Genomic DNA, 24,892 nt, shown 5'->3' with positions numbered 1-24,892 from the left:
ACAGGACAGTGAAACGACTTTGCGCCGATGATAGTGGACGGACGTCTGTGAAAGTAGGTCATCGTCAGGCTTTTATTCCTCAAAACCCCACAGGTTATACCTGTGGGGTTTTGTCTTTGGGGCGCCGCAATGCTTGCCGCACCCGTCCGGACGCACAAACAAAAGTAAGTAGAGCGCGCGGCGCATGATGCAAATACAATCTGCATCTTGCCCGGAGCATGTCTGCTCTCTACAATAAGCAATAATTATCATTTTCATTATGTTCGATGCCTCCGAAGACGCATGTCCAAGTCGAGACGTTTTATGCGCACCACCATGGGTGGCTGCACGGCTGGCTGCGTCGGCAATTGGGGAATTCGTGCGAGGCCGCCGACCTCGCGCACGACGTGTTCGTCAGATTATTGTGCCGGCCGACGGTGATCGAGCCGCGTGAGCCGCGTGCCTATCTGAGCGCCATCGCGCGCGGCCTGCTGATGGATCACTGGCGCCGCCGAGAACTCGAGCGCGCCTGGCTTGAAGTGTTGGCGCGCACACCCGAAGAACTGGCGCCGTCGCCCGAGAGCCGGATGTTGGTGCTGGAAGCGCTTATCAAGATCGATCAAATGCTGGATGCCCTGAAGCCCAGGGTACGCCAGGCTTTTTTGTGGGCACAGCTCGATGGCATGCGCTGCCCGCAGATTGCCGAACGTCTTGGTGTTTCCCTGGCTACCGCCGAGCGCTATGTGGCGGCGGGGCTGCGCCAATGCTACGCCCACCGGTTCGGTGACGCGTGAGCGAGGCCGCGATTCCCGCCTCGGTTGTCGATGAGGCCATCGCGTGGTCGGTGAAACTGAACTTCGGCTCGGCCGATTCCGATACCTATGCAGCCTTCGAGCGCTGGCGCCGCGCAGCGCCCGTGCATGAGCGGGCGTGGACGCGCATGCAGACGCTGAACGCCGACTTCACCGCCATGCCGCGGGGGGTGGCGCTGGACACGCTTACTGCCGTGGGAGCAACCCGCGATACGCGGCAGCTACGGCGTCGGGCGATGCTCAAGGGCCTGTTGTTGGCAGGCGGACTGACGGGCACGGGCTGGGCGGTGCGTGAGCACACGCCCTGGCAACGTGTCCTGGCGGATGCCAGCACCGGCGTGGGCGAGCTTGATCGCCTGACGCTGGCCGACGGCACATTGCTGGTGTTGAACACGGATAGCGCGGTGGGCATACGGATGGAGGGCGGCGAACGAATGCTGGTCCTCTATCGTGGCGAGATCTCGATCGAGACTGGCGCCGATGCCGCTTCGCCCGTCAAACGCCCGTTTCTGGTCCGCACACCGTTTGGCACGGTCCAGGCGCTGGGCACGCGCTTCGTCGTGCGCCTGGATGACGATTGCGCCCGGGTCAGCGTGCAGCAGGATGCGGTCGCGCTGCGGACCAATGACGACGCGGCCCCGGTGATTGCCGAAGCGGGCCAGGCGGGGCGGCTGGACAGCCGCGGCGTCCGCCTGGTGAGCGAACCCGCCATCACTGCCGATGCCTGGCTGGATGGCGCCATCGAGGGCAAGAACATGCGGTTGGCCGACCTGCTGACCGAATTGGCGCGCTATCGCCATGGCCGCATCAGTTGCGCGCCAGAGGTCGCCAATCTGGCGGTTTCGGGCACCTACCATGTGAAAGACACCGACCGAGCCCTGGAATTCCTGGCGCAGACGCTGCCGATACGGCTGCGCTATTGGACACGTTATTGGGTCGCGGTGTGGCCCGCCTGAGGCCTTCCCGACCTTGCTTTCCGAATGCCAGGGTTTTTTTTGAATAAAAAGTGAGGGGATTTGCGTTTTCGACCGGCCTATAGGGAAAGACCCCTTTCAACTTGGCCTATCAAGATCACGCAATGACCCTCGCTCGTACTTCCAGGACAGCGCGCCAGACGCCCGTTCCTACCGTGTTGTCCTCCATTCTTGCCGGCGTGCTGTGCAGCGCCGCGCTTGCCGGGATCGCCCCGGCCGTTCAGGCGCAGGCTGCGGTGGCCGTGCAGGAAGGGGAATCCACTTTCGCGATAGCAGCCGGTCCGCTGGACCAGGCACTCAACCAGTTCGCGCGCGCGGCCGGCGTGAATGTGTCGTTCGACGCCGGGCAGGTGAGCGGGCTGCAAAGTGCGGGCCTGAACGGACGCTGGAGCGTCCCGCGCGGCTTGAACGCATTGCTTGCCGGCACCGGATTCGAGGGGGGCAGGCTTTCCAGCGGCGGCTATGCCGTGCGGCGCCTGCCCAGCGGTGGCGCGACCATGCTCGAACCCGTCACGGTGACGGGGCAGGAATACCGCCTCATGACCGAGGGCTCCGGATCCTACACGACGTCGGCGGTGACGATCGGCAAGGGCGAACAGCAGCTCCGCGACATTCCGCAGTCAGTCAGCGTGGTGACCCGCCAGCGCCTGGACGAGCAGAACCTGACTTCGGTGTATGACGCGCTGGAAAACACCACCGGCGTGACCTTGCAGCAAAGCCCGCAAGGCGGCAAATACATCTATTCGCGCGGTTTCGACAACAGCGTGATCCAGTACGACGGCGTGCCGCTGGAACGCAATATGTATGGCCGCGCCAGCAACTACTCCGGTGGGACCGCCTTTTATGACCGGGTCGAGGTGCTGCGGGGTGCGGCGGGATTGCTGCAAGGTTCGGGGTCGCCCGGCGGTGCAGTGAACCTGGTGCGCAAGCGGCCTTTGCAAGAAGATCGCTTCACGGTCGAGACCAAGGCTGGCAGTTGGGACCGTTATGGCGTGCAGCTCGACGGAAGCGGCCGGTTGAACGAAGACGGCAGCCTGCGCGGCCGGGCCCTTATCGATCGCCAGGACAATCACTCATTCGTGGATCGGGTGCAGATGAAGAGCACCACCTTCTACGGCACGATCGAATACGACTTCTCGCCGCGTACCCAGGTGAACCTGGGGTACAGCTACGAAGATCTGCGGGGGAGTCCATCGATCTCGGGCCTGCCGCGTTATAGCAACGGCGAAGAGGTGGACTTCAAGCGGTCCACCAGCTTTGGCGCGAACTGGAATCGTCAGGAAACCTCGAACCAGGGTTTCTACGCCGACTTCACGCATGCATTCAATGACGACTGGCGTTTCAAGATGACCGGCGCGTACGTGCAGGAAAACCAATATCTGAAGTACACCGCCTCAAGCCGCGCGATAAATCCTGTGACGCAGCTCGGGGCTGTCAACGCGGCGAGAACGGTGGCCGACATCGATACCTCGGGCGTGGATGCGAACCTCACCGGCAAGTTCCGGGCCTTTGGCCGCACGCACGAAGTGGTGGTGGGCGCCAACTACGGCCACAGCAAGATCGACACCTCCTACGCCTACCTGGTCAACTACGCGACTTTCAACGCCTTCAACTTCAACCCGGACCTGCCCGAGCCGTCCACGGCTGCCCTGCGCGCGAGCGTCGACGAAGCGCGCATTGGCTCGAACCGTGAGTTGGGTTTCTACGGTACGACACGGCTGCAACTGGCCGATCCCGTGAAGCTCGTGTTGGGGGGGAGGTTCAGCCGCTCCAACCGGATCTGGACGACCGACACCACCAGCGCCGGTGTGCTCGTCAACGGCCAGACAACGCAGGCCAACACGCACTTCACCCCCTATGCGGGCGTCATCCTGGACTTGTCGCCGCAATGGACCACATATGTGAGCTACACCGACATCTTCCAGGCGCAAATGGAGGTGAATGCAGCGGGACAGGCGCTCAAACCGATCGTCGGTGAAAGCTACGAGCTGGGCTTGAAAGGCGAGTTGCTGGATGGCCGCGTCAATACGGCGTTCGCCATCTTTCGCATCGACCAGAACAACCGCGCTCAAGTCGATTTCAACTCCAGCCCGACCTGCGCCGCCGACTATTACTGCTACACCGATGCGGGCAAGGTGCGCAGCCAAGGGTTTGACGCCGAGATCAGCGGCGAACTCACGCGCGGCTGGAACCTCTATGCCGGCTATACCTTCAACACGACCAAGTACCTCAAAGACCAGAGCAGCGAAGGCCAGGCATTCGCGTGGTATACCCCCAAGCACATTTTCCGGCTCTGGACCACGTATCAGTTGCCCGGCGACCTGAGCGCCTTCACGGTAGGCGGCGGCGTGAATGTGCAAAGCGGCCAGTCGCGTCAAATCGGAGCCACGACCGTGCAGGCGAGCGGACGTGCAGTGTGGAGCGCCTATACGAAATACCAGTTCAACCGCAATTGGGCGGCGGTGCTCAACGTCAACAATATCTTCAACAAGACCTACTACAGCGCGGTGGGTAATCTGGTCAACGGCATCCAATACGGTGATCCCCGTAATGTCATGCTGACGCTGAGAGGCACGTTCTGACGATGCAGGCCGGCCTGCGCCAGCGCATGAGCTGGCTGCATACCTGGTGCGGGCTGGTGTGTGGTTGGCTGCTGTGCCTGATTTTCCTGGCGGGCAGCATCAGCGTGTTTCGCGCGCCGATCTCGCGCTGGATGGCGGCCGAACCCGCCTTGACTGGAACGCCAGCCGCGCTGCCGCAGGAAGCTGTGTTGGCCGCGGCCTCTCGTTTCCTGGCCGGGCAGGAGGCCGATGCGCGTTTCTGGCGCATCGAACTGCCCGCCGAGCCAGTGCAGGCGATGCGCCTATTCTGGCGGACTGCGAAGGGCGTTGCGCACGAGGCCGCGATGGACCCGCGCGACGGCGCCTTGCTGCCCCAGCCGTGGGGGCGAAAAAGCGAAGGCGGACGCCATTTCATGACGCTGCATTACACCCTTCATGCGGGCAATTTCGGGTTCTGGCTGGTGGGTTGGCTGACGGTCGGCATGCTGGTGGCGCTGCTGTCGGGCATCGTGGTGCACAAGCGCATCTTCAAGGATTTCTTCACCTTCAGGCCGGGGCGTGGCCAGCGCGCCTGGCTCGATGGCCACAATGCTTCGGCCGTGCTCACGCTGCCATTTCAGCTAATGATCGCCTACACCGGGCTGGCCATCTTTTACACCAGCTACATGCCGGGGCCTTTGCGCGCCGTGTATGGCGAGCAGGGCCTGGCCGGCTGGCAAGCCGCGCTCGCTGAAGGGGCAGCTCAGGCTGAGGCCCCCGTATTGCCGGCACGCCCGTCGTTGGATGAACGCCTGCCCGCGCGGCAGCAACTGGGCGTGCTCCTGCGCGCGGCGCAGGATGCATTGGGAGGGCCTGCGCGCATGATCATGGTGGAGCGCCCCGGGCAAGCCCGCGAACGCATCAGCGTGTATGGCCGGCCAGATGCCGACGTGACGCTCCGCCAGATCAACAGCGCCGTCGGCCGCGCCGTGTTCGATGGCGCCAGCGGCGCTTTTTCGTCCCTGCATCTGGCGACCGGCCGGCCATCCGCCGATGCGGCGCATGATCTGATGAAACATCTGCATGTGGCCTCTTATGGCGGTTGGACCATCAAGTGGCTGTATTTCGTCCTCGGCCTCGCGGGCGCGCTGATGATGGCGACGGGGACGGTGCTCTTTACGATAAAGCGGCGCAACAAGGGGGAGAGCGAGTTTGGCGCCGGCACGCCGACGTTCTACCGCATTGCCGAAGCGCTCAACGTGGCGGCGATTGCCGGAGCCTGTCTGGCCTGTATTTGCTACTTCCATGCCAATCGTCTGATCCCGGCCAGCCTGCCGAACCGCGACGCTTGGGAAATCAGCGCCTTCTTTCTGGCCTGGCTCTTGAGTCTGGCGCATGCCTGCGCGAGAGCCGTTCAGCGCGCGTGGGTTGAGCAGTTCGCCTGCGTCGCCCTGCTGTGCCTCTTGTTGCCCGTCGTGAACGTGTGGACGACAGGGGGGCACGCGCTGGCTTATGCGCACGCCGGCGATTGGCAGGCCGCCTTGGTGGAGTCGACAATCGTGGCGTTCGGCGGTCTGTTCGCTTTGCTGGCCTGGCGTTTGCGCGCGGGCGGCTGGGCCGCGCCCCGGGCGGGACGCGTCGCCGCCGCCCCAAGCGGCTATCGCTGGCGCGTGCTGGGGCGCGTGCTATGCGCGGTGGTGGGCGGCTATGTCCTGGCGACCTTGGGCGCCATCGTGCTGGCCCGATTGCTTGTACTCGGCGGTCTTGCCAGCTCGGCTACCGGCGTGGCCATCGCCAGCTTGCTGAGCTTTCTTATCTACGCCGTGGCCGCCCTGTGGGTGTTCGCGGCGCCTGGCGCATGGCGCCGGCTGCTGATGTCCGCCGCCGCACTGGCGGTGCTGGGCTGGGTGCTGGCATGATGAGCGGGCGACGGTCCATACGTGTTGTCGATTCAACAGCAAGGAGTACTTGAATGCACATTCACCGTATTGCAGCGTTTACGAGCGAGGGCCTCGGGGGAAATCCGGCGGGGGTCGTGCTGGCCGATCGACTACCGCCAGCCGAGGAAATGCAACGGACGGCTGCCCAAGTCGGCTATTCGGAAACGGTGTTCTCTTGTCCAAACCGCGATGGTTCGTGGCTCACACGATATTATTCGCCCGAAGCGGAAGTCGCCTTCTGTGGACATGCAACGATCGCGCTGGGCGCCATGCTTGGGCAGGCGTTCGGCCCGGCGACGTATCCGCTGACATTGGCCAACGACCGTATCGAAGTCGCCGCCGAGAAGCGGGACGGCGAGTGGATGAGTGTGCTTCGCTCGCCGCCGACACGCAGCGCAATCGCCAAGCCCGAGCTATTGTCTGAAGCCCTGGAAATCTTTCGATATTCGGCGAACGAACTTGATCCCACGCTTGCGCCTTGCGTCGCCCATGGGGGACTCGACCACCTGGTTATTCCGCTCCATTCACGCGCCGCGCTGGCGCGTATGGACTACGACCTCGATGAAGGGCGCCGCTTCATGCAGACGCATGGCATCGGCACGGTTGCATTCGTGTTCAGTGAAAGCGACAGGCGCTTCCAGGCACGCAACGCGTTCGCGATTGGCGGTGTGTTGGAAGATCCGGCGACTGGCGCGGCGGCGGCGGCTTTCGCCGGCATGCTCCGCGACCTGGGCCGAGTGAAAGAGGGCGAAATCGTCATCATGCAGGGGGTGGACATGGGCCAGCCGTGCAGGATTGAAGTGGCATTCACGGCAGAGCTGGGGTCGCCGGTGAACGTGCGCGGCAAGGCGTCCGTAATCGGTTAGGCCGGATATTTACAAACAAAACCCGTCGCGGCGTTGCTGCCGGGAGGGGTTTTGCTTTCATCATGAGCGCGCTGGCCCGCCCGCCTACTGCGGCAGATACTGCTGGCGGTCGATTCCGTGGCGCTGGAGCTTGTCGTAGAACGTCTTGCGCGGGATGCCGAGGGTTTCGAGCGTCGCCTTGATGTCGCCCTGGTGCGCCTCGAGGGCCTCGCGGATGAGCCGGGCTTCGAAGCGTTCCATCCGTTCCGGCAGGCTTTGGGCGGCCGCGGCGGCCGCCGCCTCGGGCGCCGGCGCATTCAGCACGCCCAGGACCACGCGCTCGGCGAAGTGCGCCAGTTCGCGCACGTTGCCGGGCCAATCGTGCGTCATCACATGCTGCTTGATGGAGGCCGGCATTTCAGGAATGTCGCGCTGAAACCGGCGCGAAGCGTGGCCGAGATAGTGGGCGAACAAGAGCGGAATGTCCTCGCGGCGCTCGCGCAGGGGCGGAATCCGGATGGTGACGACATTGAGCCGATAGAACAGGTCTTCCCGGAACTTGGCGCGTATGGCGGGGCTGCCCAGGTCTTCCTTGGTCGCGGCGACCACACGCAGATCCAGATTGCGCACGTCGTTGCTGCCCAGGGGCGTGATCTGGCGCGACTCGAGCACGCGCAGCAGTTTCACCTGCACCGCCAGCGGCATGCTTTCGATCTCGTCCAGGAACAGGGTGCCGCCGCTGGCATGCTCGATGCGCCCGATGCGCTTTTTCTGCGCACCGGTGAACGCGCCGGCTTCGTGCCCGAACAGTTCGCTTTCGATGACGCTTTCGGGCAGGGCGCCGCAATTGATCGCGACCAGCGGGCGGTCCCGGCGGCGGCTCAGGCGGTGCAGCGCGGTGGCCACGACTTCCTTGCCCGTCCCGGTCTCGCCTTCGACCAGCACGTCCACGTCGGCGTCCGCGATATGGCGCAGCGTCTGCTTGATGCGCTGCATGGCGGGCGTGGTGCCGATGAACGGGACTTCGTCCGCCTCGACGGCGAACGCGGCTTCGCGCAGGCGGCGGTTTTCCAGCACCAGATGGCGCTTTTCCGCCGCGTGCGCGATCGCCGTGATCAGCCTGTCGGCGGCGTAGGGCTTGGCCAGGAAATCGTAGGCGCCGTCGCGCATGCACTGCACCGCGGTCGCGATGTCGCCATGCCCGGTGATGAAGATGACGGGGATGTCGGGATCGATATCGCGCACCCGCCGGAAGAGCTGCAGGCCGTCCATGTCGGGCATGCGGATGTCGCTCACGACCACGCCGTCGAATTCGCGGGTCAGCGCGGGCAGCGCGGAACGGGCGCTGGCATGGGCGTCCACGGAAATGCCGTGCAGCTTGAGCGTCTGCGCATTGGCGCGCCGCAGTTCCTCATCGTCGTCGATGAACACGGCGTGCGGCCGGAATGGCTGGCGAAGGCTGTCGTCGGCCGCGGCCGGCGCGGAAAGAGGGCGTTCAGGGGTTGGGGCCATGGGGGAGGTTCGAAGCGAAGTCCCGGCCGGACGCTTTGCGCAAGGTCAGGATGAAGAGGGCGCCGCCGTCCGGCGCAGGCGGGGCGGTGGAATCGGCCGGGCGGGCCGCGCTCAGTTCGCCGCCGAATTCGGCGGCGAGGTCGCGGCTGATGACCAGGCCCAGGCCCAGTCCTTCCGGCTTGGTCGTATGGAAAGGGGTGAACAGCCGGGCCCGTGCCTGCGCCGACAGGCCCGGGCCGTTGTCGCCGACCTGGACTTGCACGGTGGCGCCGAGATCCTGGTGCGCCACGACGATGCGTCCGTCCGGCCGGCCTTCCAGGGCTTCCAGCGCGTTCTGCAGAAGATTCACCAGCACCTGCTCCAGCCGGACGCGGTCCGCCTGCACCAGATAGTCCTGGTCCGCGGGTGGGCGCTGCAAGGCGACGCCCTGGCGCCGGGCGCGCGGGCCTATCAGCAGCAGGGCGCCTTCCAGGCAGTCCCTCAGGCTGGTGGGGCCGACCGAGGAACCGGCCTTGCGGGAGAAGGCGCGCAATTCGCCGGTGATGTGGCCGATGCGCTCCGTCAAGGCCGCGATGGTGCCCAGGTTCTCCTGCGCGGAGCCGTCGTCGTGACGGCGCAGGAATTCGGCGGCGTTGTCGGCGTAGGCGCGTATGGCGGCCACCGGCTGGTTGATTTCGTGGGCGACGCCGGCCGCGACCTGGCCCAACAGGGCGAGCTTGCTGGCCTGGACCAATTCCTCCTGCATCGTGTGGAGGCGGGCGGCGGTGCGCTGGCGTTCGTCCATTTCGTCGACCAACTGTTCGTTCACCCTGAGCAATTGGGACGTGCGTTCGTCGACCAGCGCGGTCAACTGATCGTGGATGGCGGCCTGCTGGTGCGCGCGTTCGCGCTGGCGGTGGCGGCGCAGCAGGACGATGCCGACGATGGCGGCCAGCGCGCCCTGCGCCAACAGGGCGCCCAACTGCGCGTTCGCCGTCGCCTGGCCGATGGCCGACTGCACGGGCGACAGTAGGTGCAGCGTCCAGCCAGGCGATTCGACGATGGGCAGCGTGGTGTGCAACAGCGGAGCGGCCGCGGGAATCTGGGGCAGCGCGGCGTCGGAACGAACCAGTTGTCCGGTGCTGACCGGTAGCAGCGGCGGCCGCAGGGGCAGGGGCTGGAAGGGGGCGTCGCCGAACTGCAGGCTGGTGCGCAGCGACTGGGCCAGGGCGGGCGGCAGCGGCGCCAATACGCCGAAGCGCCAGCCGGCGATGCTGCCCAGCAGCACCACGCCATGCTCGTCGGTGACGAAAATGGGCGCGTTGGACTGGCGCCAGTCCGCTTCCAGTTCGCGGAAGTCCACTTTCAGCACGACCACGCCCAGCATCGCGCCGGCGGCGTCGTCGACCCGCCGCGACAGGTACAGCCCGGCCTCGTGGCTGACGGTGCCCAAGGCGAAGTGTTCGGCCGAGCCGTGGGCGACCGATCCCTGGAAATAGGGGCGGAACTGGTAGTCCACGCCCACGAAGGTGGCGGGTTCCCGCCAATTGCTGGCGGCGATCGCGAGGCCCTTCCTGTCCAGTACGTAGATCGCGGAAGCGCCGACGCCGCGGCTGAGCGTGTCGAGCTTTTCGTCCAGCGACGCGATCAGGCCGGGGGTAGGGGTTTGCAGCGCGGCGCGCACGTCGACGTCGCGGGTGAGGACGAAGGGCAGCGCCCTGAACTTGTCGAGGTTGTTGCGCAGCAGGGCCGCGTTGACCTGGGCTGTGCCGCGCGCCTGCGCCGCCGCGTTCTTCAGCGCGCCGTCGCGGGCCCACAGGGTGGCGGCATGCAGGACGCCGAACACGATGCCGACGCACAGCAGGATTCCCGCCGCCCGCCAGGGCCAGGCGAGCCTGCGCCGCCCGCGGCCTGGCTGGGCCGAGGGCGCCTGGACGGAGGGTGTCCGTGGAGGGGGAGAAGCAGGGCTGGACATGAGGTGTGCGGGTTTTCGCACATTCTATCTCTTTTTTGTGTGGAATTCCGCCATGAAAGAGTGGGCTAATGCCATGAGAAAAACAAGAATCCTTTTTTTATCAATGGCTTGTAGGTATGTCGCGGGGCCGGATCGGCCTGGCACGGCGCTTGCATAAGGATGGGCAAGCCTCGCGGTCCCTCCGCGCGGTGACATGGGCCTGCGGCAATCGAGCACGGCCATAAAACAGATAACGCCCCGTCGCCCGCCGCGCAGAGCCGCCCGGAGCAAGGGGCCCAGGTGGGGACAAATCCCAATGATCGACGTGGATCAAGTCGCGCCCGCGCGCAAACTCAAATTCCATCAAATCCTTTATGTGCAGGTGATTTTCGCCATCGTGGTGGGAGTGGCCCTGGGCGCGCTGAAGCCGGAACTCGGCCAGCAGATGCAGCCGCTGGGCGATGCTTTCATCAAGCTGGTGAAGATGATCATCGCCCCGGTGATCTTCCTGACCGTGGCCACCGGCATCGCCGCCATGAGCGACCTCAAGAAGGTCGGCCGGGTGGCGGGCAAGGCCATGCTGTACTTCCTGATCTTCTCGACGCTTGCGCTGATCGTGGGCATGATCGTCAGCCATATCGTCCAGCCCGGCGCGGGCATGCACATCGACCCCAGCACCCTGGACCAGAAGGCGGTGTCGGGCTACGTGGCCAAGGCGCACGACTCCACCATTACCGGCTTCCTGATGAACGTGATCCCCACGACCATCTTCAGTCCGTTCGTGGGCGGCGACATCCTCCAGGTGCTGTTCGTGGCCGTGCTGTTCGGCATTTCGCTCGCCATGGTGGGCGAACGCGGCAAGCCGATACTGACCTTCATGACGGCGCTGGCCCAGCCGATCTTCAAGCTCGTCGCCATCCTGATGAAGGCCGCGCCCATCGGCGCCTTCGGGGCCATGGCGTTCACCATCGGCAAGTACGGCATCAAGTCGGTCGTCAACCTGGCCATGCTGGTGGGCACGTTCTACGCGACTTCGGTGCTGTTCGTGGTCGTCGTGCTGGGAATGGTCGCGCGCTACAACGGCTTTTCGATCCTGAAGCTGGTTCGCTACATCCGCGAAGAACTGCTGCTGGTGCTGGGCACTAGCTCTTCAGAGGCCGCGCTGCCCACCCTGATGCAGAAGATGGAACGCGCCGGCTGCTCGAAGTCGGTGGTGGGCCTGGTGGTGCCCACCGGCTACTCGTTCAACCTGGACGGCACCAACATCTACATGACGATGGCCGCGCTGTTCATTGCCCAGGCCTGCGACATTCCGCTGTCGCTGGGCGACCAGATCCTGCTGCTGCTGGTCGCGATGCTGAGCTCCAAGGGCGCGGCGGGCGTGACGGGCGCGGGTTTCATCACCCTGGCCGCCACCTTGTCGGTGGTGCCCTCGGTGCCGGTGGCCGGCATGGCGCTGATCCTGGGGGTCGACCGTTTCATGTCCGAGTGCCGAGCCCTGACCAACCTGGTCGGCAACGCGACCGCCGCGGTCGTGGTCGCGCGTTGGGAAGGTGAATTGGACAAGGAGCAATTGCACGCCGCGCTGGAAGGCGAGCTTCAGCCGCCGCCTGCCGCCACGCCCGCCGCCGCCGAGGCGCAGCCCATGCTGGGTGAGCCGCTGAACCAGGCCTGAGCCGGCGGCATCGAATACGCCGGGCAGCCGGCGGACCCATACCGCCCCGGCCCGGCGCTAGTTTCCGGACTCGCCCGGGGCGGTCTCCGCGACAGCCGCTGAGCGTTGCAGCACCTGCGGCGAGACCGGGGCGGCCAGCGCGCCGGTCAGCATGTCTATCAGGTTCTCGATGGCCCGATGGACGTCGAATGCCCGCTCGGACTTGCTGCGCCGGGCGCTCATCCGCTCATAGTCGCCCAAGGCGAACACCATAAAGCTGATGCTGGCGAGCCAGCGTTGCTGCACCACCGAAGCAGGAATCTGGGGCAGGGCGTTCTCGACAAGCTCATAGAGACGCCGGAAGCCGCGGTCCGTCTCGCCGGGGCTGGGCCGCAGATCGATATCCGGATGGGTCTGGCTCGCAGCCAGAAAGCGGTTGTAGGTGTTGCGTTTCTTGGTCTGCAGCTTTGCCGCCAGCGGCCATACCAGCGCCTCGACCAGGGCGCGCAGTTCCGTGTGCCTGCGCGTCGCGAACAGCCGGTCGATGTGGTCGTTGCGCAGCACATTCACCTCCCGCATGCCCGCATCCAGGATCGCTTGCAGCAGGTCTTCCTTGGTGCCGAAGTGGTATTGGAGCGCAGAGTTGTTGCGGTGCCCGGCTTCGCGCGAGATCTCGCGCATGGACACGGCGTCTATGCCTCGCTCGGCGAACAGGCGTTGCGCGGTCTCGAGCAGCGCATCGACGTTTTCCGTGCCCGCTTGCGCGCTGCCGCGGGGGGAGCGCTTTGCCTTGGGAGGGGCTGATGAGGAAGACGCGGGCATCGGCATGCGTGGATAGTCGAAGTTCTCCTATTGTAGGATCAAACAAAATTAAGTCAGTTGATTGACAAATATAAGTCAACTGTCTTAATGTGGTCTCTGTTGCGCCGCCAGCGCGGCGGTTTTAACGGAGGCCACATGCTCAGCTATGACGTGACGGAACATGGAAAACCTTTGCAGGCCCGCTTGCGCGAAACCCCGGCACCCAAGGGTTCCGAGGTCGTCGTGCGCATTACGCATTGCGGCGTCTGCCACTCTGACGTGCATCTCTGGCACGGCTACTTCGACCTCGGCGCGGGCAGGAAGGCGTACCTGAAGGACCGGGGCCTGGTGCCGCCGCTTACGCTCGGGCATGAGCCGCTGGGCGTGGTGGCGGCGATCGGGCCGGACGTGAAGGACGTCAGGGTGGGGGACAAGCGGGTGGTCTATCCCTGGATAGGCTGCGGGGCCTGCTGGGCCTGCGACGAGGGCTTCGCCGCCACGTTGGCCTGCATGGCGCGAGCTGGCACTGTCTTTGCCGCCCATCGCGCAGCGCTCCATCGCGATCATCGGCTCGTTCGTCGGGACCCTGGCGGATCTGCACGGCGTGGTCGAGCTGGCCCGCGGCGGCAAGCTCCAGGCGCCGCCCATCACCATGAAGCCGCCCGGCGAACTCGGCGACATCCTGCAAGCGTTGGATGAGCGCCGCGCAATCGGCCGGACCGTGCTCGATTTCACGCGCGTCCAAGAGCGCGGCTGATCCCTTCCACCTCTCTCGCGATCTCATCCCATGACCAGCAACATGATCCCCGCGGCGGCGGCCGGCCAGCGCAAGAACGCCCATGCGAAGACGATAGCCTTGCAACAAGGCATGGCCTCGGCGCTCGATTTTTCCGACACCAGCGATTTCGACGATGCCAACCGGGGCTTTATCGGCACCATCGAGGACGCCGTTATCCGCGATGCGGGCGGCAATATCGTCTGGAGCCAGAAGGAATACGACTTTCTCGAAGACAAGTATGCGCCGTTCACGGTCAATCCCAGCCTGTGGCGGATGGCGCAACTCAACCGCATTCACGGACTGTTCAAGGTGTGCGACCGCATCTACCAGGTCCGGGGCTTCGATCTGGCGAACATCACTTTCATCGAAGGCGACACCGGCCTGATCGTCATCGATCCGCTGACCTTCGAGGAGGCCGCGCGCGCGGCGCTCGAGCTGTATGAAAAGCACATGGGCCCGCGCAAGATCGTGGCAGTCATATACAGCCACAGCCATCGAGACCACTACGGCGGCGTCAAGGGCGTGGTCGGCGAACAGGACGTGGCGGCCGGCCGCGTACGGATCATTGCTCCGCAAGGCTTCATGGAAGAGGTCATGTCGGAGTCGCTGCTGGCGGGCATTCCGTCGCGCCGGCGCGCCGAATTCCAGTTCGGCACATATCTGGAGCCGGGGCCGCAATCGCATGTCGACAGCGGCCTGGGCAAGGGCCTCGGCAAGGGCACGTCCGGGCTTATCGCGCCGACCTGCCTGGTCGAGAAGACCGGCGAGCGCATGGTCATCGACGGCGTGGAAGTGGTATTTCAGATGACGCCCGGAACCGAGGCGCCGGCCGAAATGAACTTCTATTTTCCGGCCATGCGCGCGCTGAACATGGCGGAAAACGCCTGCCACACGATGCACAATCTTTGCCCGATCCGCGGCGCCAAGGTGCGCGACGCACTGGCCTGGGCCAGCTATCTGGACGAAAGCGTCGATCTCTATGCCGGCCAGGCCGACGTCTGCCTGGCGCAGCATCATTGGCCGGTCTGGGGCACGGATAGAGTGCTCGCCTTCTTGAGCGAGCAACGCGACCTCTACCGCTACCTGCACGACCAGACGCTGCGGCTGATGAGCCACGGGCTCACCCCCAGGGAAATCTCCGAGCAGTTGATGGTGCCCAACGAGCTTTCCCGGCGCTGGCACACGCGGGGCTATTACGGCGCCATGGTGCACAACGTGCAGGCGATCTACACGTTCTACATGGGGCCGTATGAAGGCAATCCGGCGCACCTGAATCCTCTGGCGCCGAGCGACGCGGCCAGCAAGTACATGGACTACATCGGCGGGATCGACGAGGCCGTCGCCCAGGCGCGGGTCGATTTCGAGCGCGGCGAATTCCGCTGGGTGGCGCAGATCATGAACCAGGCGGTTTTTGCCGACCCGTCCAACCAGAGCGCGCGGCAGTTGTGCGCGGACGCGTTCGAACAACTGGGATACCAGGCCGAATCGGCCACCTGGCGCAACTCCTACCTGCTGGGCGCGCGCGAGCTGCGTGAAGGGATACGGCCCCGCGCCAAGGACGGCAACGCGATCAGCATCGGCGTCGTGGCCCGGCTGCCCATGCCGCTGTTCTTTGATTTCATTGCCATCCGCGTCGTCGGCGCCAAGGTCGAGGGCAAGGCGCTGCGCTTCGATTGGCGCATGACCGACGAAGGCAGCTCCCACAAGCTGACGCTCAGCCATGGCGCGCTGAGCCATCGTCCGGGATCGTTCGGCGAGGCCGCCGACGCGGTGTTCAGCACCACCCGGGCGGGCCTGCTCAAGGTCCTGCTGCCGCAGGAAGGATTGCGCGCGGCGCTGGAGAGCGGCGAGGCGCAGATCACCGGCCAGGCGGAGCTTGTGATCGAGCTGCTCGAAGGACTGGACACTTTCAATCCGCTGTTCAACATCGTCGAACCCTGAGCCGCGAACCGGCCTCAGCAAGGAGACCAGCATGTCGAGACGCAGTTTTCTGATGAAAATGGGCGCGGGGGTGGCTGCCGCGCGGGTGACCGGTTTCGGCGTGGCCATGTCGAGCGCCGGCAGCGTCGGTGCGCAGTCGAGAAAGCCCATCACCCTGATGGTGGGTTTTCCGCCTGGCGGCGGCCCCGACCTCGTGGCCAGGGCGGTCGCCGAGCCCGCCCGCCGCGATCTCGGCCAGGCGATAGTGATCGAGAATCGAATCGGCGCGAGCGGGCGGATCGCGCTGGATTGGCTGCGCAAAGCGGAGGGCAACGGATCGAACTTCGTGCTTACGCCGGCTTCGATGCTTACCGCCTACCCGCAAGTCTACAAGCGGCTGTCGTACAGCCTTGCGGAGTTCGCTCCGGTCTGCAAACTGTGCAGGTACCATCTGTCGGTCGTTGCGCCCGCCAACGCGCCATATTCCACGCTACAGGAGTTCGTGGCCTGGGCCAGGTCGAGCAAGGAGGCGACGTTCGGCGTGCCCGGGCAGGGCAACGCCACCGAATTCACCGGCCGGCTGCTGGCCCAGGCCGAGAACCTGTCGCTCGAGCCCATCAGTTACCGCGGCGGCCCCCAACTGACCCAGGCGGTGACCGCGGGTGAAGTGAACGTGGCGGTGAATCTATCCAGCAACTTCATCGAACTGATAAAGGCGGGCCGCCTCAAAGTCCTGGCGGTTACTACGGCGGCTCGTTCCCCGTTCTCTCCGGACGTGCCCACGCTCGTGGAACTGGGATACCCGGATATCGTGTTCGAGGAATTCATCGGGATCGTCGCCCGCAACGGGACGCCCGAGCCGGGCATAGTCCGCCTGCAAGACGCCATGCAGGCGGCGCTTCAAGACGCGACCGTGCGCGACACGCTGTCCAGGTCGGAATACCTGCCGGACTTCAAGCCCGCCCGGCTATTGGGCGCCGATCTGGTCGCATCGTCCGAGCGCTGGAAGGCGCTGGTCAGGAAAATCGGTTTCAAACCCATCGAGTGAGCGTCGAGCCCGCTCGCCATCCGGGGCATGCGCCTCAGGGCGTCTGGATGCCCGCCGCGCGCAACAGGTTCGCGGTTTCGAACACGGGCAGGCCCATTACGCCCGTATAACTGCCGGCGATATGCGAGATGAAGGCGCCCGCCAAGCCCTGGATACCGTAGGCGCCGGCCTTGCCGTAGGGTTCGCCGCTGTCGCAGTAGCGGCCGATTTCGTCGTCCGCCAACTCCCGCATGCGGACTTCGGTGATGGACACGGCCTCCAGCAGCCGGTCGCCGGTCCATACGGCGACGGCGGTGCGCACTTCGTGCGCCGAGCCGGACAGCGCGCGCAGGATCCGGAAGGCGTCGTCCCGGTCGGCGGGCTTGCCCAGGACCTGGCCAGCCAGGATGACGGTGGTGTCGGCGGCCAGCAGGGGCAGGCGCGGCAAGCCGCGGTCGCGCATCCAGTCGCGGCCGCGCAGCGCCTTGTCGCGCGCGGTGCGCTGGACGTAGTCGGCGGCGCTCTCGCCCGGATGCTGGGGTTCGTCCTCGCCCGGGGGGGCGGGCACGAGCAGCACTTCGTGGGCCAGGCCCATCTGCGTCAGCAGTTCGCGCCGCCGGGGGCTGGCCGAAGCGAGGTACAGGCGCGCGGGAGGGGAAGCGGGGGCGGCGGTGTCGGTCATGCGTCGGAGGAAGGAGCGCCTGCCCGGTCGGTCAGGTGCGGCCGGCCAGGCGCGGCAGGCTAGGCGCGGTGGTAGGGATGGTTGGTCATGATGGCCCAGGCGCGGTAGAGCTGTTCGGCCAGCACCACGCGGACCATGGGATGCGGCAGGGTCAGCGAAGACAGCCGCAACTGGCCGCTGCAGGACGCTTTCAGATCGGCGTCCAGGCCGTCCGGGCCGCCGACGAGAAAGGCCACGTCCTGGCCGCCCGCCCGCCATTGTTCGAGCTTTTGCGACAGGGCCATGGTGGTGAGATCGCGGCCGCGCTCGTCCAGCGCCAGGCGCAGGGCGCTGGCGGGCAGGGCGGCTTCGATCCGCCTGGCTTCCGCCGCCATCATCTGCGCGGGCGTCTTGCCGGTGGTGCGGGGCTCGGGCTTGATCTCGCGCAGTTCCAGCGCGCAATCGGCCGGCAGGCGCTTGGCGTAGTCGTCCCAGGCGGTCTGCACCCAATCCGGCATCCGCGTGCCCACGGCCACGACGATGAGCTTCACGGCGTGCTCAGTAACCGGTGCCGTCGTAGGCGCCGTCGCTGGCGATCGGCGCGGGCCGGGTGGATTCCGGCAGGAGCTTCACGCGCACCGGCTTGTCGCCCCAGATCTCTTCCAGGTTGTAGTACTGGCGGATGGCGGGCTGCATGATGTGCACGACCACGTCGCCCAGGTCGACGACGACCCATTCGCCGGTGTCTTCGCCTTCGATGGTGATGCCGGAAAGATCGAGCGCGCGTCCGCGGTCGGCCACGCTGGCGGCCAGCGCCCGGGTCTGGCGGTTGGAGGTGGCGCTTGCAATCACGACGCGATCGAACAGGCTGGTCAGATGCGTGGTGTTGAAAACCTTGATGTCTTGCGCCTTGACGTCTTCGAGGGCGTCGATGACGGCGCGTTGGAGTTTTTGTATATCCATAGCTGCAAATATAACCCGCGCACGGTCAGCAGGAGGCTGGCTCCGGGGCGCTTTCGGCGCCGGGCGGGTAGGGTTTATCGGTAAAGATGGTGCGCCGCAATATACGCCGCGACGGCAGCGGCGAGCAGGCCTTCGGTGGATTCGCCCCGCGCCAGGCGCTGGCGGATCTGGGAGGCCGATACCGGCATGGGGGCAAAAGGCAGTTCCTGAAGCTCGCGGCCCAGGACGCGCAGGTGTTCGGCAAGCGCCGGCGGCGCGCTCAGCGCCGTGCCGGGGCGGGTGGCGACGGCCAGGTCGACCAGGCGGGCGATGTCCTGCCAGTCGCGCCAGGTGCAGAAATTCGCCAGTTGGTCGGCGCCCAGCAGCCAGACATAGTGAGCATCGCGGGGCAGGGCGCGCAGCGTGTCGATCGTGTAGGTGGCGCCGCCGCGCTCGATTTCGACCGGATTGACGGCAAGGCCGGGGTGGCCCGCGACCGCCAGTCGCAGCATGTCGAGGCGCTGTCCGGCCGTGGCGCGCAGCGCCGCGCGCTGCCAGGGGTTGGCCGCCGGGATGAGCTGTACTTCGGCCAGGCCCAGCGCCCGCAGCGCGGTTTGCGCGAGCGCGACGTGCGCGACGTGGACGGGGTCGAAACTGCCGCCCAGGAGCCCGATGCGTTTCAAACCCAGTCCCGCGGTTTCAGGTAGGCGGCCAGTTCCGCCTCGGGCGTGCCGGCTTCCGGATGCCAGTCGTAGCGCCATTGCGCCAGCGGCGGCATGGACAGCAGGATCGATTCGGTGCGTCCGCCGGACTGCAGGCCGAAGAGCGTGCCGCGGTCGAAGACCAGGTTGAATTCGACGTAGCGGCCGCGGCGATAGGCCTGGAAATCGCGTTCGCGTTCCGTGTAGGGCATGCCGCGGCGGCGTTCCACGATGGGCAGGTAGCCGGCGAGGAAGGCATCGCCGACCGAACGGGTCAGGGCGAACGAGGCGTCGAAGCCCGGGGCGTTGAGGTCGTCGAAGAAAATGCCGCCGATGCCGCGCGTTTCACCGCGGTGCTTCAGGAAGAAATACTCGTCGCACCAGCGCTTGTAGCGCGGGTAGTATTCCGCCCCGTGGCCGGCCAGCGCGTCCCGGCACACGGTATGGAAGTGGCGGGCGTCTTCCTCGAACGGATAATAGGGGGTCAGGTCGATGCCGCCGCCGAACCAGAAGATGTCGGCTTCGTCATGGCCGGGCCGGGCGGCGGCGAGGAACATGCGCACGTTCATGTGCGTGGTGGGCACGTAGGGGTTGCGCGGGTGCAGCACCATGGAGACGCCCATCGCTTCCCAAGGGCGGCCGGCAAGCTCCGGCCGGTGCGCGCTGGCCGAGGGCGGCAGCTTGGACCCCTGGACGTGGCTGAACAGCACGCCCGCCCGCTCGAACAGATTGCCGCCCTCCAGCAGCCGCGACAGGCCGCCGCCGCCTTCGGGGCGCACCCATTCATCGGCGCGGAAGGCCGCGCCTTCCGCGTCTTCCAGGGCGCCGACGATGCGGGCCTGCAAGCCGGTGAGGTAATCCCTGACTGCGGAGACGGGCAAGGCGGTCATGGGCGGTTCCGGTCAGGCGTTGGACTTGGGTTTCTGCTGCGAGGGCTTGAGCGCGCGCCAGCCGATGTCGCTGCGGTACTGGCGGCCGTCGAAGTGGATGCCGTCGATCGCTTCGTACACGCGGTCGCGGGCCATCTTGACCGAGTCGCCCAGCGCCGTGACGCACAGCACGCGGCCGCCGGTGGTCTTGGTTTCGTCGCCGTCGATCCGGGTGGCGGCGTGGAACACCATGCAGTCCTCGGCGTCGGCGGGCAGGCCGCGGATGGCGTCGCCGGTGCGGGGCGTGTTCGGATAGTTGTGCGCGGCCAGCACGGCGCCCAGCGCGGTGCGGCGGTCCCAGACGATGTCGGCCTGGTCGAGCGTGCCGTCGACGGCGTGTTCCAGGGCGTCGAGCAGGTCGCTCTTGACCCGCATCATGATGGGCTGCGTTTCCGGATCGCCCATGCGGCAGTTGAATTCCAGGGTCTTGATCTCGCGGTCGGGGTCGTCGCCGGGGGCGATCATCAGGCCGGCGTACAGGAAACCCGTGTAGGGGATGCCGTCGCGCGCCATGCCCTGCACGGTCGGCAGGATGATTTCGCGCATGATGCGGTGGTGCAGTTCCGGGGTGACGATGGGCGCGGGCGAATAGGCGCCCATGCCGCCGGTGTTGGGGCCCTGGTCGCCGTCCTGGAGGCGCTTGTGGTCCTGGCTGGTGGCCAGGGCCAGCACGTTGCGGCCGTCGCACATGACGATGAAGCTGGCTTCCTCGCCCACCAGGCATTCCTCGATGACGACGCGCGCGCCGGCCTCGCCCATGGAACCGTCGCCCAGCATGGCGTCCACCGCCGCATGGGCCTCTTCCAGCGTCGCGGCGACCACGACGCCCTTGCCCGCGGCCAGGCCGTCGGCCTTGATCACGATGGGGGCGCCTTCCTGGTCGATATAGGCATGCGCCTTGGCCGGGTCGGTGAAGGTTTCGTAGCGCGCGGTCGGGATGCTGTGCCGGACCATGAAGGCCTTGGCGTAGTCCTTGGAGCTTTCCAGTTGGGCGGCGGCCTTGGTCGGGCCGAAGATCTTCAGGCCGCGGGCGCGGAACACGTCCACGACGCCGGCGGCCAGGGGCGCTTCGGGGCCGACGACCGTCAGGGCCACGCCTTCGCGCTGCACGAAATCGGCGAGTTCCTCGGCATTGGTGAGCGGGATGTTCTCCATCTGCTCGGCCCGTTGCGTGCCGCCGTTGCCCGGAGCGACGTACACCTTGTGTACGCGCGGAGAGCGGGCCAGCCGCCAGGCGAGGGCATGTTCGCGGCCGCCCGAGCCAATTACCAGGAGTTTCATGTTGGGTGATTCTGAAGGAGGAGTTACTGCGCTTCGTCGAAAATGACGGTCGTATAGACTTCCTGCACGTCGTCCAGGCCTTCCAGGGCGTCGAGCAGCTTCTGCATCTTGATGGCGTCTTCGCCGGCCAGTTCGGTTTCGTTCAGGGCCTTCATGACGATGCCGTCGACTTCGGCCTTCAGGCCGGCGTCGTCGAAGGCGCGGCGCACGGCGGCGTAGTCGGCCGGCGCGCAAACGACTTCGATCACGCCTTCCTCGTCGGTCGCCACGTCTTCGGCGCCGGCCTCGAGGGCGGCTTCCATGACCTTGTCTTCCGAGGTGCCGGGCGCGAACACGAACTGGCCGCAGTGCTTGAACATGAAGGCGACCGAGCCTTCCTGGCCCAGGTTGCCGCCGTTCTTGGCGAAGGCGTGGCGGACTTCGGCGACGGTGCGGGTGCGGTTGTCGGTCATGCAATCGACGATCACGGCCGCGCCGCCGATCCCGTAGCCCTCGTAGCGGACTTCTTCGTAGGCGACGCCGTCCGCGCCGCCCGCGCCGCGCTGGATGGCGCGCTGGATGTTGTCCTTGGGCATGTTGGCGTCGGTGGCCTTGTCCCAGGCCATGCGCAGACGCGGATTGCTGTCCGGGTCGGGGCCCCCGGCGCGCGCCGCCACGGTGATTTCACGAATGATCTTGGTCCAGAGCTTTCCGCGCTTGGCGTCTTGGCGCCCTTTGCGGTGCTGAATATTGGCCCATTTGCTGTGTCCGGCCATGGCTTCCCAGGGATAAATTGTCTGCAAAACGGGCATTTTACCGTGCCGGCGGGCCCTGCGCCCGGGCGAGGGCCGCTTGTGTCCTTCTCGCCACGCGCACAATCGGGGCGGCAGGCTCTACACTTGGGCATCCATCTGATTCCCCGGCCTGGAGAGTTGCACATGCCCGACCCCATCGTCATCGCCAAGAATGCACAGACCGAATTGGCCTTGCTGCCTGCCCTGGCCAACCGGCACGGGTGCATCACCGGGGCCACGGGCACGGGCAAGACGGTCACGCTGCAGGTCCTGGCCGAGTCCTTCTCCCGCATCGGCACGCCGGTGTTCATGGCCGACGTCAAGGGCGACCTGACCGGCATTTCCCAGGCGGGGACGGCCAGCCCCAAGCTGCTGGAGCGCCTGCAGAACCTGGGCCTGAGCGAGCCGGCCTGGGCCGCCAGCCCCGTGACGCTATGGGACGTGTTCGGCGAACAAGGCATGCCGGTCCGGGCCACCGTGTCCGACATGGGGCCCTTGCTGCTCTCCCGCATCCTGGAACTGAACGACACCCAGGAAGGAGTGCTGACCCTGGTGTTCAAGGTGGCGGACGACGAAGGGCAACTGCTGCTGGACCTGAAGGACCTGCGCGCCATGCTCCAGAACGTCGCGGACCGCGCGGCGGAACTGAAGACCCGCTACGGCAACGTGTCGTCGGCCAGCATCGGCGCCATTCAGCGGGGCCTGCTGGCCCTGGAATCGCAGGGGGCGGAGAAATTCTTCGGCGAGCCCATGCTGGACGTGGCCGACCTGATGCGCACGGACGCGCAGGGCCGGGGCATGGTCAACATCCTGGCCGCCGACAAGCTGATGCAGGCGCCGCGCCTGTATGCCATTTTCCTGCTCTGGCTGCTGGCGGATCTGTACGAGAAACTGCCCGAGGTGGGCGATATGGACCAGCCCAAGCTGGTGTTCTTCTTCGATGAAGCCCACCTGCTGTTCAACGACGCGCCCGCCGCGCTGCTGAACAAGATCGAGCAGGTGGTGCGCCTGGTCCGGTCCAAGGGCGTGGGCGTCTATTTCGTCACGCAGAATCCGCTGGACATTCCGGACACGGTGCTGGGGCAGCTCGGCAACCGGGTCCAGCACGCCCTGCGCGCCTTTACGCCGCGCGACCAGAAGGCCGTGAAGACGGCGGCCCAGACCATGCGGCCCAACCCGGGCCTGGACATCGAGGCGGCCATCACCGAACTGGGCGTGGGCGAGGCCCTGGTATCGCTGCTGGACGCCAAGGGCCGGCCCATGCCGACCGAGCGCGCCTATATCGTGCCGCCGGCAAGCCGGATCGGCCCCGCGACGGACGCCGAGCGGCAGTCGCTGCGCCAGGGCAGTTTGCTGGCCGCCAAATACGAAAAGTCCATCGACCGGGAGTCGGCCTACGAGGTGCTGGCCGGACGCGCGGCGAAGCCGGCGGGAACGGCGAAGGACGAACCCGGGCAAACCGCGGGCCAGCCGCCGGCCGCCGATGTCGGCGGGGGCCTGATGGGCGGCCTGAACGAGGTCCTGTTCGGATCCACCGGGCCGCGCGGCGGCAAGCGCGACGGCATCGTGCAGACCATGGCCAAGAGCACGCTGCGCTCCGTCGCGCGTGAATTGACCCGCGGCATATTGGGGTCGCTGCTGGGATCCAAGGGCCGCCGTTGAGCCCACACAAGAGGCTGTTGCCGCTTGAAACAGCTTCTTTGTAACTTCAAGCTTCAATAACCTGTCCGTTTGTCATTTTGGGGTGTCGCGCCGGGCCAATTTGTGCCTATGATTCCCGGCTGTGTATCCCCAGCAAAACCAGAGGAAACCGCGGTGTCAAAGAAACATAAGATTGCAGTAATTCCCGGGGACGGGATCGGCAAGGAGGTCGTCCCCGAGGGGTTGAAGGTGCTGGACGCGGTTGCGACGCGGTTCGGCATCGATTTCCAGTGGGACCACTTCGACTGGAGCTGCGACTATTACGCCAAGCACGGCAAGATGATGCCGGACGACTGGCACGCGCAGATCGGCCAGCACGAAGCCATTTTCTTCGGCTCGATCGGCTGGCCCGCCACGGTGCCCGACCACGAGGCGCTGTGGGGATCGCTGTTCAAGTTCCGCCGCGAATTCGATCAATACATCAACCTGCGCCCCGTGCGCCTGATGCCTGGCGTGCCGTCGCCGCTGAAGGACCGCAAGCCCGGCGAGATCGACTTCTTCATCGTGCGCGAGAACACCGAAGGCGAATACTCCAATAGCGGCGGCCGCCTGTTCGCGGGCACCGAGCGCGAGGTGGTCATCCAGGAGAGCGTGTTTACCCGCATCGGCGCCGACCGCGTCCTCAAATTCGCATTCGAATTGGCGCAAAAGCGCGGCAAGCACCTGACCGCGGCCACCAAGTCCAACGGTATTTCCATTTCGATGCCGTGGTGGGACGAGCGCGTGGCCGACATGGCGGGGAACTATCCCGACGTGCGCTGGGACAAATACCACATCGATATCCTGTGCGCGCATTTCGTGCAGCATCCCGATTGGTTCGACGTGGTGGTGGCTTCCAACCTGTTCGGCGACATCCTCTCCGATCTGGGGCCGGCCTGCACCGGGACGATCGGGATCGCGCCTTCCGCGAACCTGAACCCGGAACGCAAGTTCCCGTCTTTGTTCGAACCGGTGCATGGGTCCGCGCCGGATATCTATGGCAAGGGCATCGCCAATCCGATCGGACAGATCTGGAGCGGCGCTTTGATGCTCGATTTCCTGGGCTATCCCGATGCGTCGGCCGCCGTCGTGCAAGCTATCGAGACGGTATTGGCAGAAGGACCGCGCACGCGAGATATGCAGGGCAACGCCTCTACCGCCGATGTCGGCAGCGCGATTGCGTCGCTGATCTCGGCGGGCTAAGGCATTC

21 protein-coding genes and 1 pseudogene are annotated in these 24,892 nt (G+C 66.0%); 12 read left to right on the top strand and 10 right to left on the bottom strand.

Annotation, left to right across the window (positions count from 1 at the left end; all coding sequences use genetic code 11):
* Positions 1–266: 266 nt before the first annotated feature.
* From AVE30378_RS09720 to AVE30378_RS09700, 5 genes are all read left to right on the top strand, one after another.
* Complete coding sequence (locus AVE30378_RS09720) at positions 267–773, top strand: sigma-70 family RNA polymerase sigma factor (RefSeq protein ID WP_129240634.1); 507 nt, start codon at positions 267–269, stop codon at positions 771–773.
* Complete coding sequence (locus AVE30378_RS09715; RefSeq protein WP_129240633.1) at positions 770–1,747, top strand: FecR domain-containing protein; 978 nt, start codon at positions 770–772, stop codon at positions 1,745–1,747. Before AVE30378_RS09720 ends, AVE30378_RS09715 begins: the two co-directional genes overlap by 4 nt.
* Before the next feature lie 122 nt (positions 1,748–1,869).
* Positions 1,870–4,347, top strand: a complete 2,478-nt coding sequence (locus tag AVE30378_RS09710) for a TonB-dependent siderophore receptor (protein WP_129240632.1) — start codon at positions 1,870–1,872, stop codon at positions 4,345–4,347.
* A gap of 2 nt (positions 4,348–4,349) precedes the next feature.
* Positions 4,350–6,224 (top strand): PepSY-associated TM helix domain-containing protein, encoded by a 1,875-nt coding sequence (locus AVE30378_RS09705; RefSeq protein ID WP_129240631.1) that lies wholly within the window; start codon positions 4,350–4,352, stop codon positions 6,222–6,224.
* 53 nt (positions 6,225–6,277) lie between these two features.
* The gene (locus tag AVE30378_RS09700) at positions 6,278–7,111 is read left to right on the top strand and encodes a PhzF family phenazine biosynthesis protein (RefSeq protein WP_129240630.1); all 834 of its coding nucleotides are present in this window, start codon (positions 6,278–6,280) and stop codon (positions 7,109–7,111) included.
* 84 nt (positions 7,112–7,195) lie between these two features.
* Here the strand turns inward: AVE30378_RS09700 and AVE30378_RS09695 are convergent, their stop codons facing one another.
* The gene (locus AVE30378_RS09695; protein WP_244235004.1) at positions 7,196–8,602 is read right to left on the bottom strand and encodes a sigma-54-dependent transcriptional regulator; all 1,407 of its coding nucleotides are present in this window, start codon (positions 8,600–8,602) and stop codon (positions 7,196–7,198) included.
* Complete coding sequence (locus AVE30378_RS09690) at positions 8,586–10,556, bottom strand: sensor histidine kinase (protein WP_129240629.1); 1,971 nt, start codon at positions 10,554–10,556, stop codon at positions 8,586–8,588. Before AVE30378_RS09690 ends, AVE30378_RS09695 begins: the two co-directional genes overlap by 17 nt.
* Before the next feature lie 295 nt (positions 10,557–10,851).
* Between AVE30378_RS09690 and AVE30378_RS09685 the strand changes: the two genes are divergently transcribed.
* Complete coding sequence (locus AVE30378_RS09685) at positions 10,852–12,210, top strand: dicarboxylate/amino acid:cation symporter (RefSeq protein WP_129240628.1); 1,359 nt, start codon at positions 10,852–10,854, stop codon at positions 12,208–12,210.
* Between the two features lie 57 nt (positions 12,211–12,267).
* Here AVE30378_RS09685 and AVE30378_RS09680 read toward each other — a convergent pair whose 3' ends face one another.
* Positions 12,268–13,017, bottom strand: a complete 750-nt coding sequence (locus AVE30378_RS09680; protein WP_129240627.1) for a TetR/AcrR family transcriptional regulator — start codon at positions 13,015–13,017, stop codon at positions 12,268–12,270.
* 81 nt (positions 13,018–13,098) lie between these two features.
* On the opposite strand from AVE30378_RS09680, the pseudogene AVE30378_RS33100 reads away from it, so the two are divergent.
* The 4 genes and pseudogenes from AVE30378_RS33100 to AVE30378_RS09665 all read left to right on the top strand — a co-directional run.
* A pseudogene (locus AVE30378_RS33100) lies at positions 13,099–13,482 on the top strand (alcohol dehydrogenase catalytic domain-containing protein); the annotation flags it as partial.
* Positions 13,483–13,522: 40 nt separating this feature from the next.
* Positions 13,523–13,747, top strand: coding sequence for a hypothetical protein (locus AVE30378_RS32820; protein ID WP_244235003.1), 225 nt, complete (start codon positions 13,523–13,525; stop codon positions 13,745–13,747).
* 30 nt (positions 13,748–13,777) lie between these two features.
* Positions 13,778–15,709: an alkyl/aryl-sulfatase gene (locus tag AVE30378_RS09670; protein WP_129240625.1), complete on the top strand. Its 1,932-nt coding sequence runs from the start codon at positions 13,778–13,780 to the stop codon at positions 15,707–15,709.
* Between the two features lie 31 nt (positions 15,710–15,740).
* Positions 15,741–16,736 (top strand): Bug family tripartite tricarboxylate transporter substrate binding protein, encoded by a 996-nt coding sequence (locus tag AVE30378_RS09665; RefSeq protein ID WP_129240624.1) that lies wholly within the window; start codon positions 15,741–15,743, stop codon positions 16,734–16,736.
* A 34-nt stretch (positions 16,737–16,770) separates the two neighbouring features.
* Here AVE30378_RS09665 and AVE30378_RS09660 read toward each other — a convergent pair whose 3' ends face one another.
* The 7 genes from AVE30378_RS09660 to AVE30378_RS09630 all read right to left on the bottom strand — a co-directional run bounded on the left by AVE30378_RS09660 (position 16,771) and on the right by AVE30378_RS09630 (position 21,984).
* Entirely contained in the window at positions 16,771–17,397 is a 627-nt protein-coding gene (locus tag AVE30378_RS09660; protein WP_129240623.1) for a Maf family protein, read from the bottom strand.
* Positions 17,398–17,456: 59 nt separating this feature from the next.
* On the bottom strand, positions 17,457–17,927 hold the full coding sequence (gene rlmH, locus AVE30378_RS09655; protein WP_129240622.1) for a 23S rRNA (pseudouridine(1915)-N(3))-methyltransferase RlmH: 471 nt from the start codon (positions 17,925–17,927) through the stop codon (positions 17,457–17,459).
* A 7-nt stretch (positions 17,928–17,934) separates the two neighbouring features.
* Entirely contained in the window at positions 17,935–18,339 is a 405-nt protein-coding gene (gene rsfS, locus AVE30378_RS09650) for a ribosome silencing factor (RefSeq protein ID WP_129240621.1), read from the bottom strand.
* Positions 18,340–18,413: 74 nt separating this feature from the next.
* Positions 18,414–19,001, bottom strand: a complete 588-nt coding sequence (gene nadD, locus AVE30378_RS09645; protein ID WP_129240620.1) for a nicotinate (nicotinamide) nucleotide adenylyltransferase — start codon at positions 18,999–19,001, stop codon at positions 18,414–18,416.
* On the bottom strand, positions 18,998–19,909 hold the full coding sequence (hemF, locus tag AVE30378_RS09640; RefSeq protein ID WP_129240619.1) for an oxygen-dependent coproporphyrinogen oxidase: 912 nt from the start codon (positions 19,907–19,909) through the stop codon (positions 18,998–19,000). The genes nadD and hemF overlap by 4 nt, the downstream gene beginning before the upstream one ends.
* Before the next feature lie 12 nt (positions 19,910–19,921).
* Positions 19,922–21,229 (bottom strand): phosphoribosylamine--glycine ligase, encoded by a 1,308-nt coding sequence (gene purD / locus AVE30378_RS09635; RefSeq protein WP_129240618.1) that lies wholly within the window; start codon positions 21,227–21,229, stop codon positions 19,922–19,924.
* Positions 21,230–21,252: 23 nt separating this feature from the next.
* Entirely contained in the window at positions 21,253–21,984 is a 732-nt protein-coding gene (locus tag AVE30378_RS09630; RefSeq protein WP_129240649.1) for a YebC/PmpR family DNA-binding transcriptional regulator, read from the bottom strand.
* Positions 21,985–22,146: 162 nt separating this feature from the next.
* Here AVE30378_RS09630 and AVE30378_RS09625 point away from each other — a divergent pair, with 162 nt between their 5' ends.
* Positions 22,147–23,664: a helicase HerA-like C-terminal domain-containing protein gene (locus tag AVE30378_RS09625; RefSeq protein WP_129240617.1), complete on the top strand. Its 1,518-nt coding sequence runs from the start codon at positions 22,147–22,149 to the stop codon at positions 23,662–23,664.
* 153 nt (positions 23,665–23,817) lie between these two features.
* Entirely contained in the window at positions 23,818–24,885 is a 1,068-nt protein-coding gene (locus AVE30378_RS09620; protein ID WP_129240616.1) for a tartrate dehydrogenase, read from the top strand.
* Positions 24,886–24,892 lie beyond the last annotated feature (7 nt).

Source organism: Achromobacter veterisilvae, assembly GCF_900496975.1.
Lineage (GTDB): Bacteria > Pseudomonadota > Gammaproteobacteria > Burkholderiales > Burkholderiaceae_B > Achromobacter > Achromobacter veterisilvae.
This window is presented reverse-complemented; position numbering and strand designations above follow the sequence as displayed.

What these genes read in the sequence shown, in the direction of transcription:
- hemF (WP_129240619.1), bottom strand. Translation starts at nt 19,909, where the DNA reads ATGACCGCCTTGCCCGTCTCCGCAGTCAGGGATTACCTCACCGGCTTG.
- AVE30378_RS09670 (WP_129240625.1), top strand. Translation starts at nt 13,778, where the DNA reads ATGACCAGCAACATGATCCCCGCGGCGGCGGCCGGCCAGCGCAAGAAC.
- AVE30378_RS09625 (WP_129240617.1), top strand. Translation starts at nt 22,147, where the DNA reads ATGCCCGACCCCATCGTCATCGCCAAGAATGCACAGACCGAATTGGCC.
- AVE30378_RS09705 (WP_129240631.1), top strand. Translation starts at nt 4,350, where the DNA reads ATGCAGGCCGGCCTGCGCCAGCGCATGAGCTGGCTGCATACCTGGTGC.
- AVE30378_RS09710 (WP_129240632.1), top strand. Translation starts at nt 1,870, where the DNA reads ATGACCCTCGCTCGTACTTCCAGGACAGCGCGCCAGACGCCCGTTCCT.
- AVE30378_RS09685 (WP_129240628.1), top strand. Translation starts at nt 10,852, where the DNA reads ATGATCGACGTGGATCAAGTCGCGCCCGCGCGCAAACTCAAATTCCAT.
- purD (WP_129240618.1), bottom strand. Translation starts at nt 21,229, where the DNA reads ATGAAACTCCTGGTAATTGGCTCGGGCGGCCGCGAACATGCCCTCGCC.
- AVE30378_RS09680 (WP_129240627.1), bottom strand. Translation starts at nt 13,017, where the DNA reads ATGCCGATGCCCGCGTCTTCCTCATCAGCCCCTCCCAAGGCAAAGCGC.
- AVE30378_RS09665 (WP_129240624.1), top strand. Translation starts at nt 15,741, where the DNA reads ATGTCGAGACGCAGTTTTCTGATGAAAATGGGCGCGGGGGTGGCTGCC.
- AVE30378_RS09690 (WP_129240629.1), bottom strand. Translation starts at nt 10,556, where the DNA reads ATGTCCAGCCCTGCTTCTCCCCCTCCACGGACACCCTCCGTCCAGGCG.
- AVE30378_RS09660 (WP_129240623.1), bottom strand. Translation starts at nt 17,397, where the DNA reads ATGACCGACACCGCCGCCCCCGCTTCCCCTCCCGCGCGCCTGTACCTC.
- AVE30378_RS09700 (WP_129240630.1), top strand. Translation starts at nt 6,278, where the DNA reads ATGCACATTCACCGTATTGCAGCGTTTACGAGCGAGGGCCTCGGGGGA.
- AVE30378_RS09630 (WP_129240649.1), bottom strand. Translation starts at nt 21,984, where the DNA reads ATGGCCGGACACAGCAAATGGGCCAATATTCAGCACCGCAAAGGGCGC.
- rsfS (WP_129240621.1), bottom strand. Translation starts at nt 18,339, where the DNA reads ATGGATATACAAAAACTCCAACGCGCCGTCATCGACGCCCTCGAAGAC.
- AVE30378_RS09695 (WP_244235004.1), bottom strand. Translation starts at nt 8,602, where the DNA reads ATGGCCCCAACCCCTGAACGCCCTCTTTCCGCGCCGGCCGCGGCCGAC.
- AVE30378_RS09720 (WP_129240634.1), top strand. Translation starts at nt 267, where the DNA reads ATGCCTCCGAAGACGCATGTCCAAGTCGAGACGTTTTATGCGCACCAC.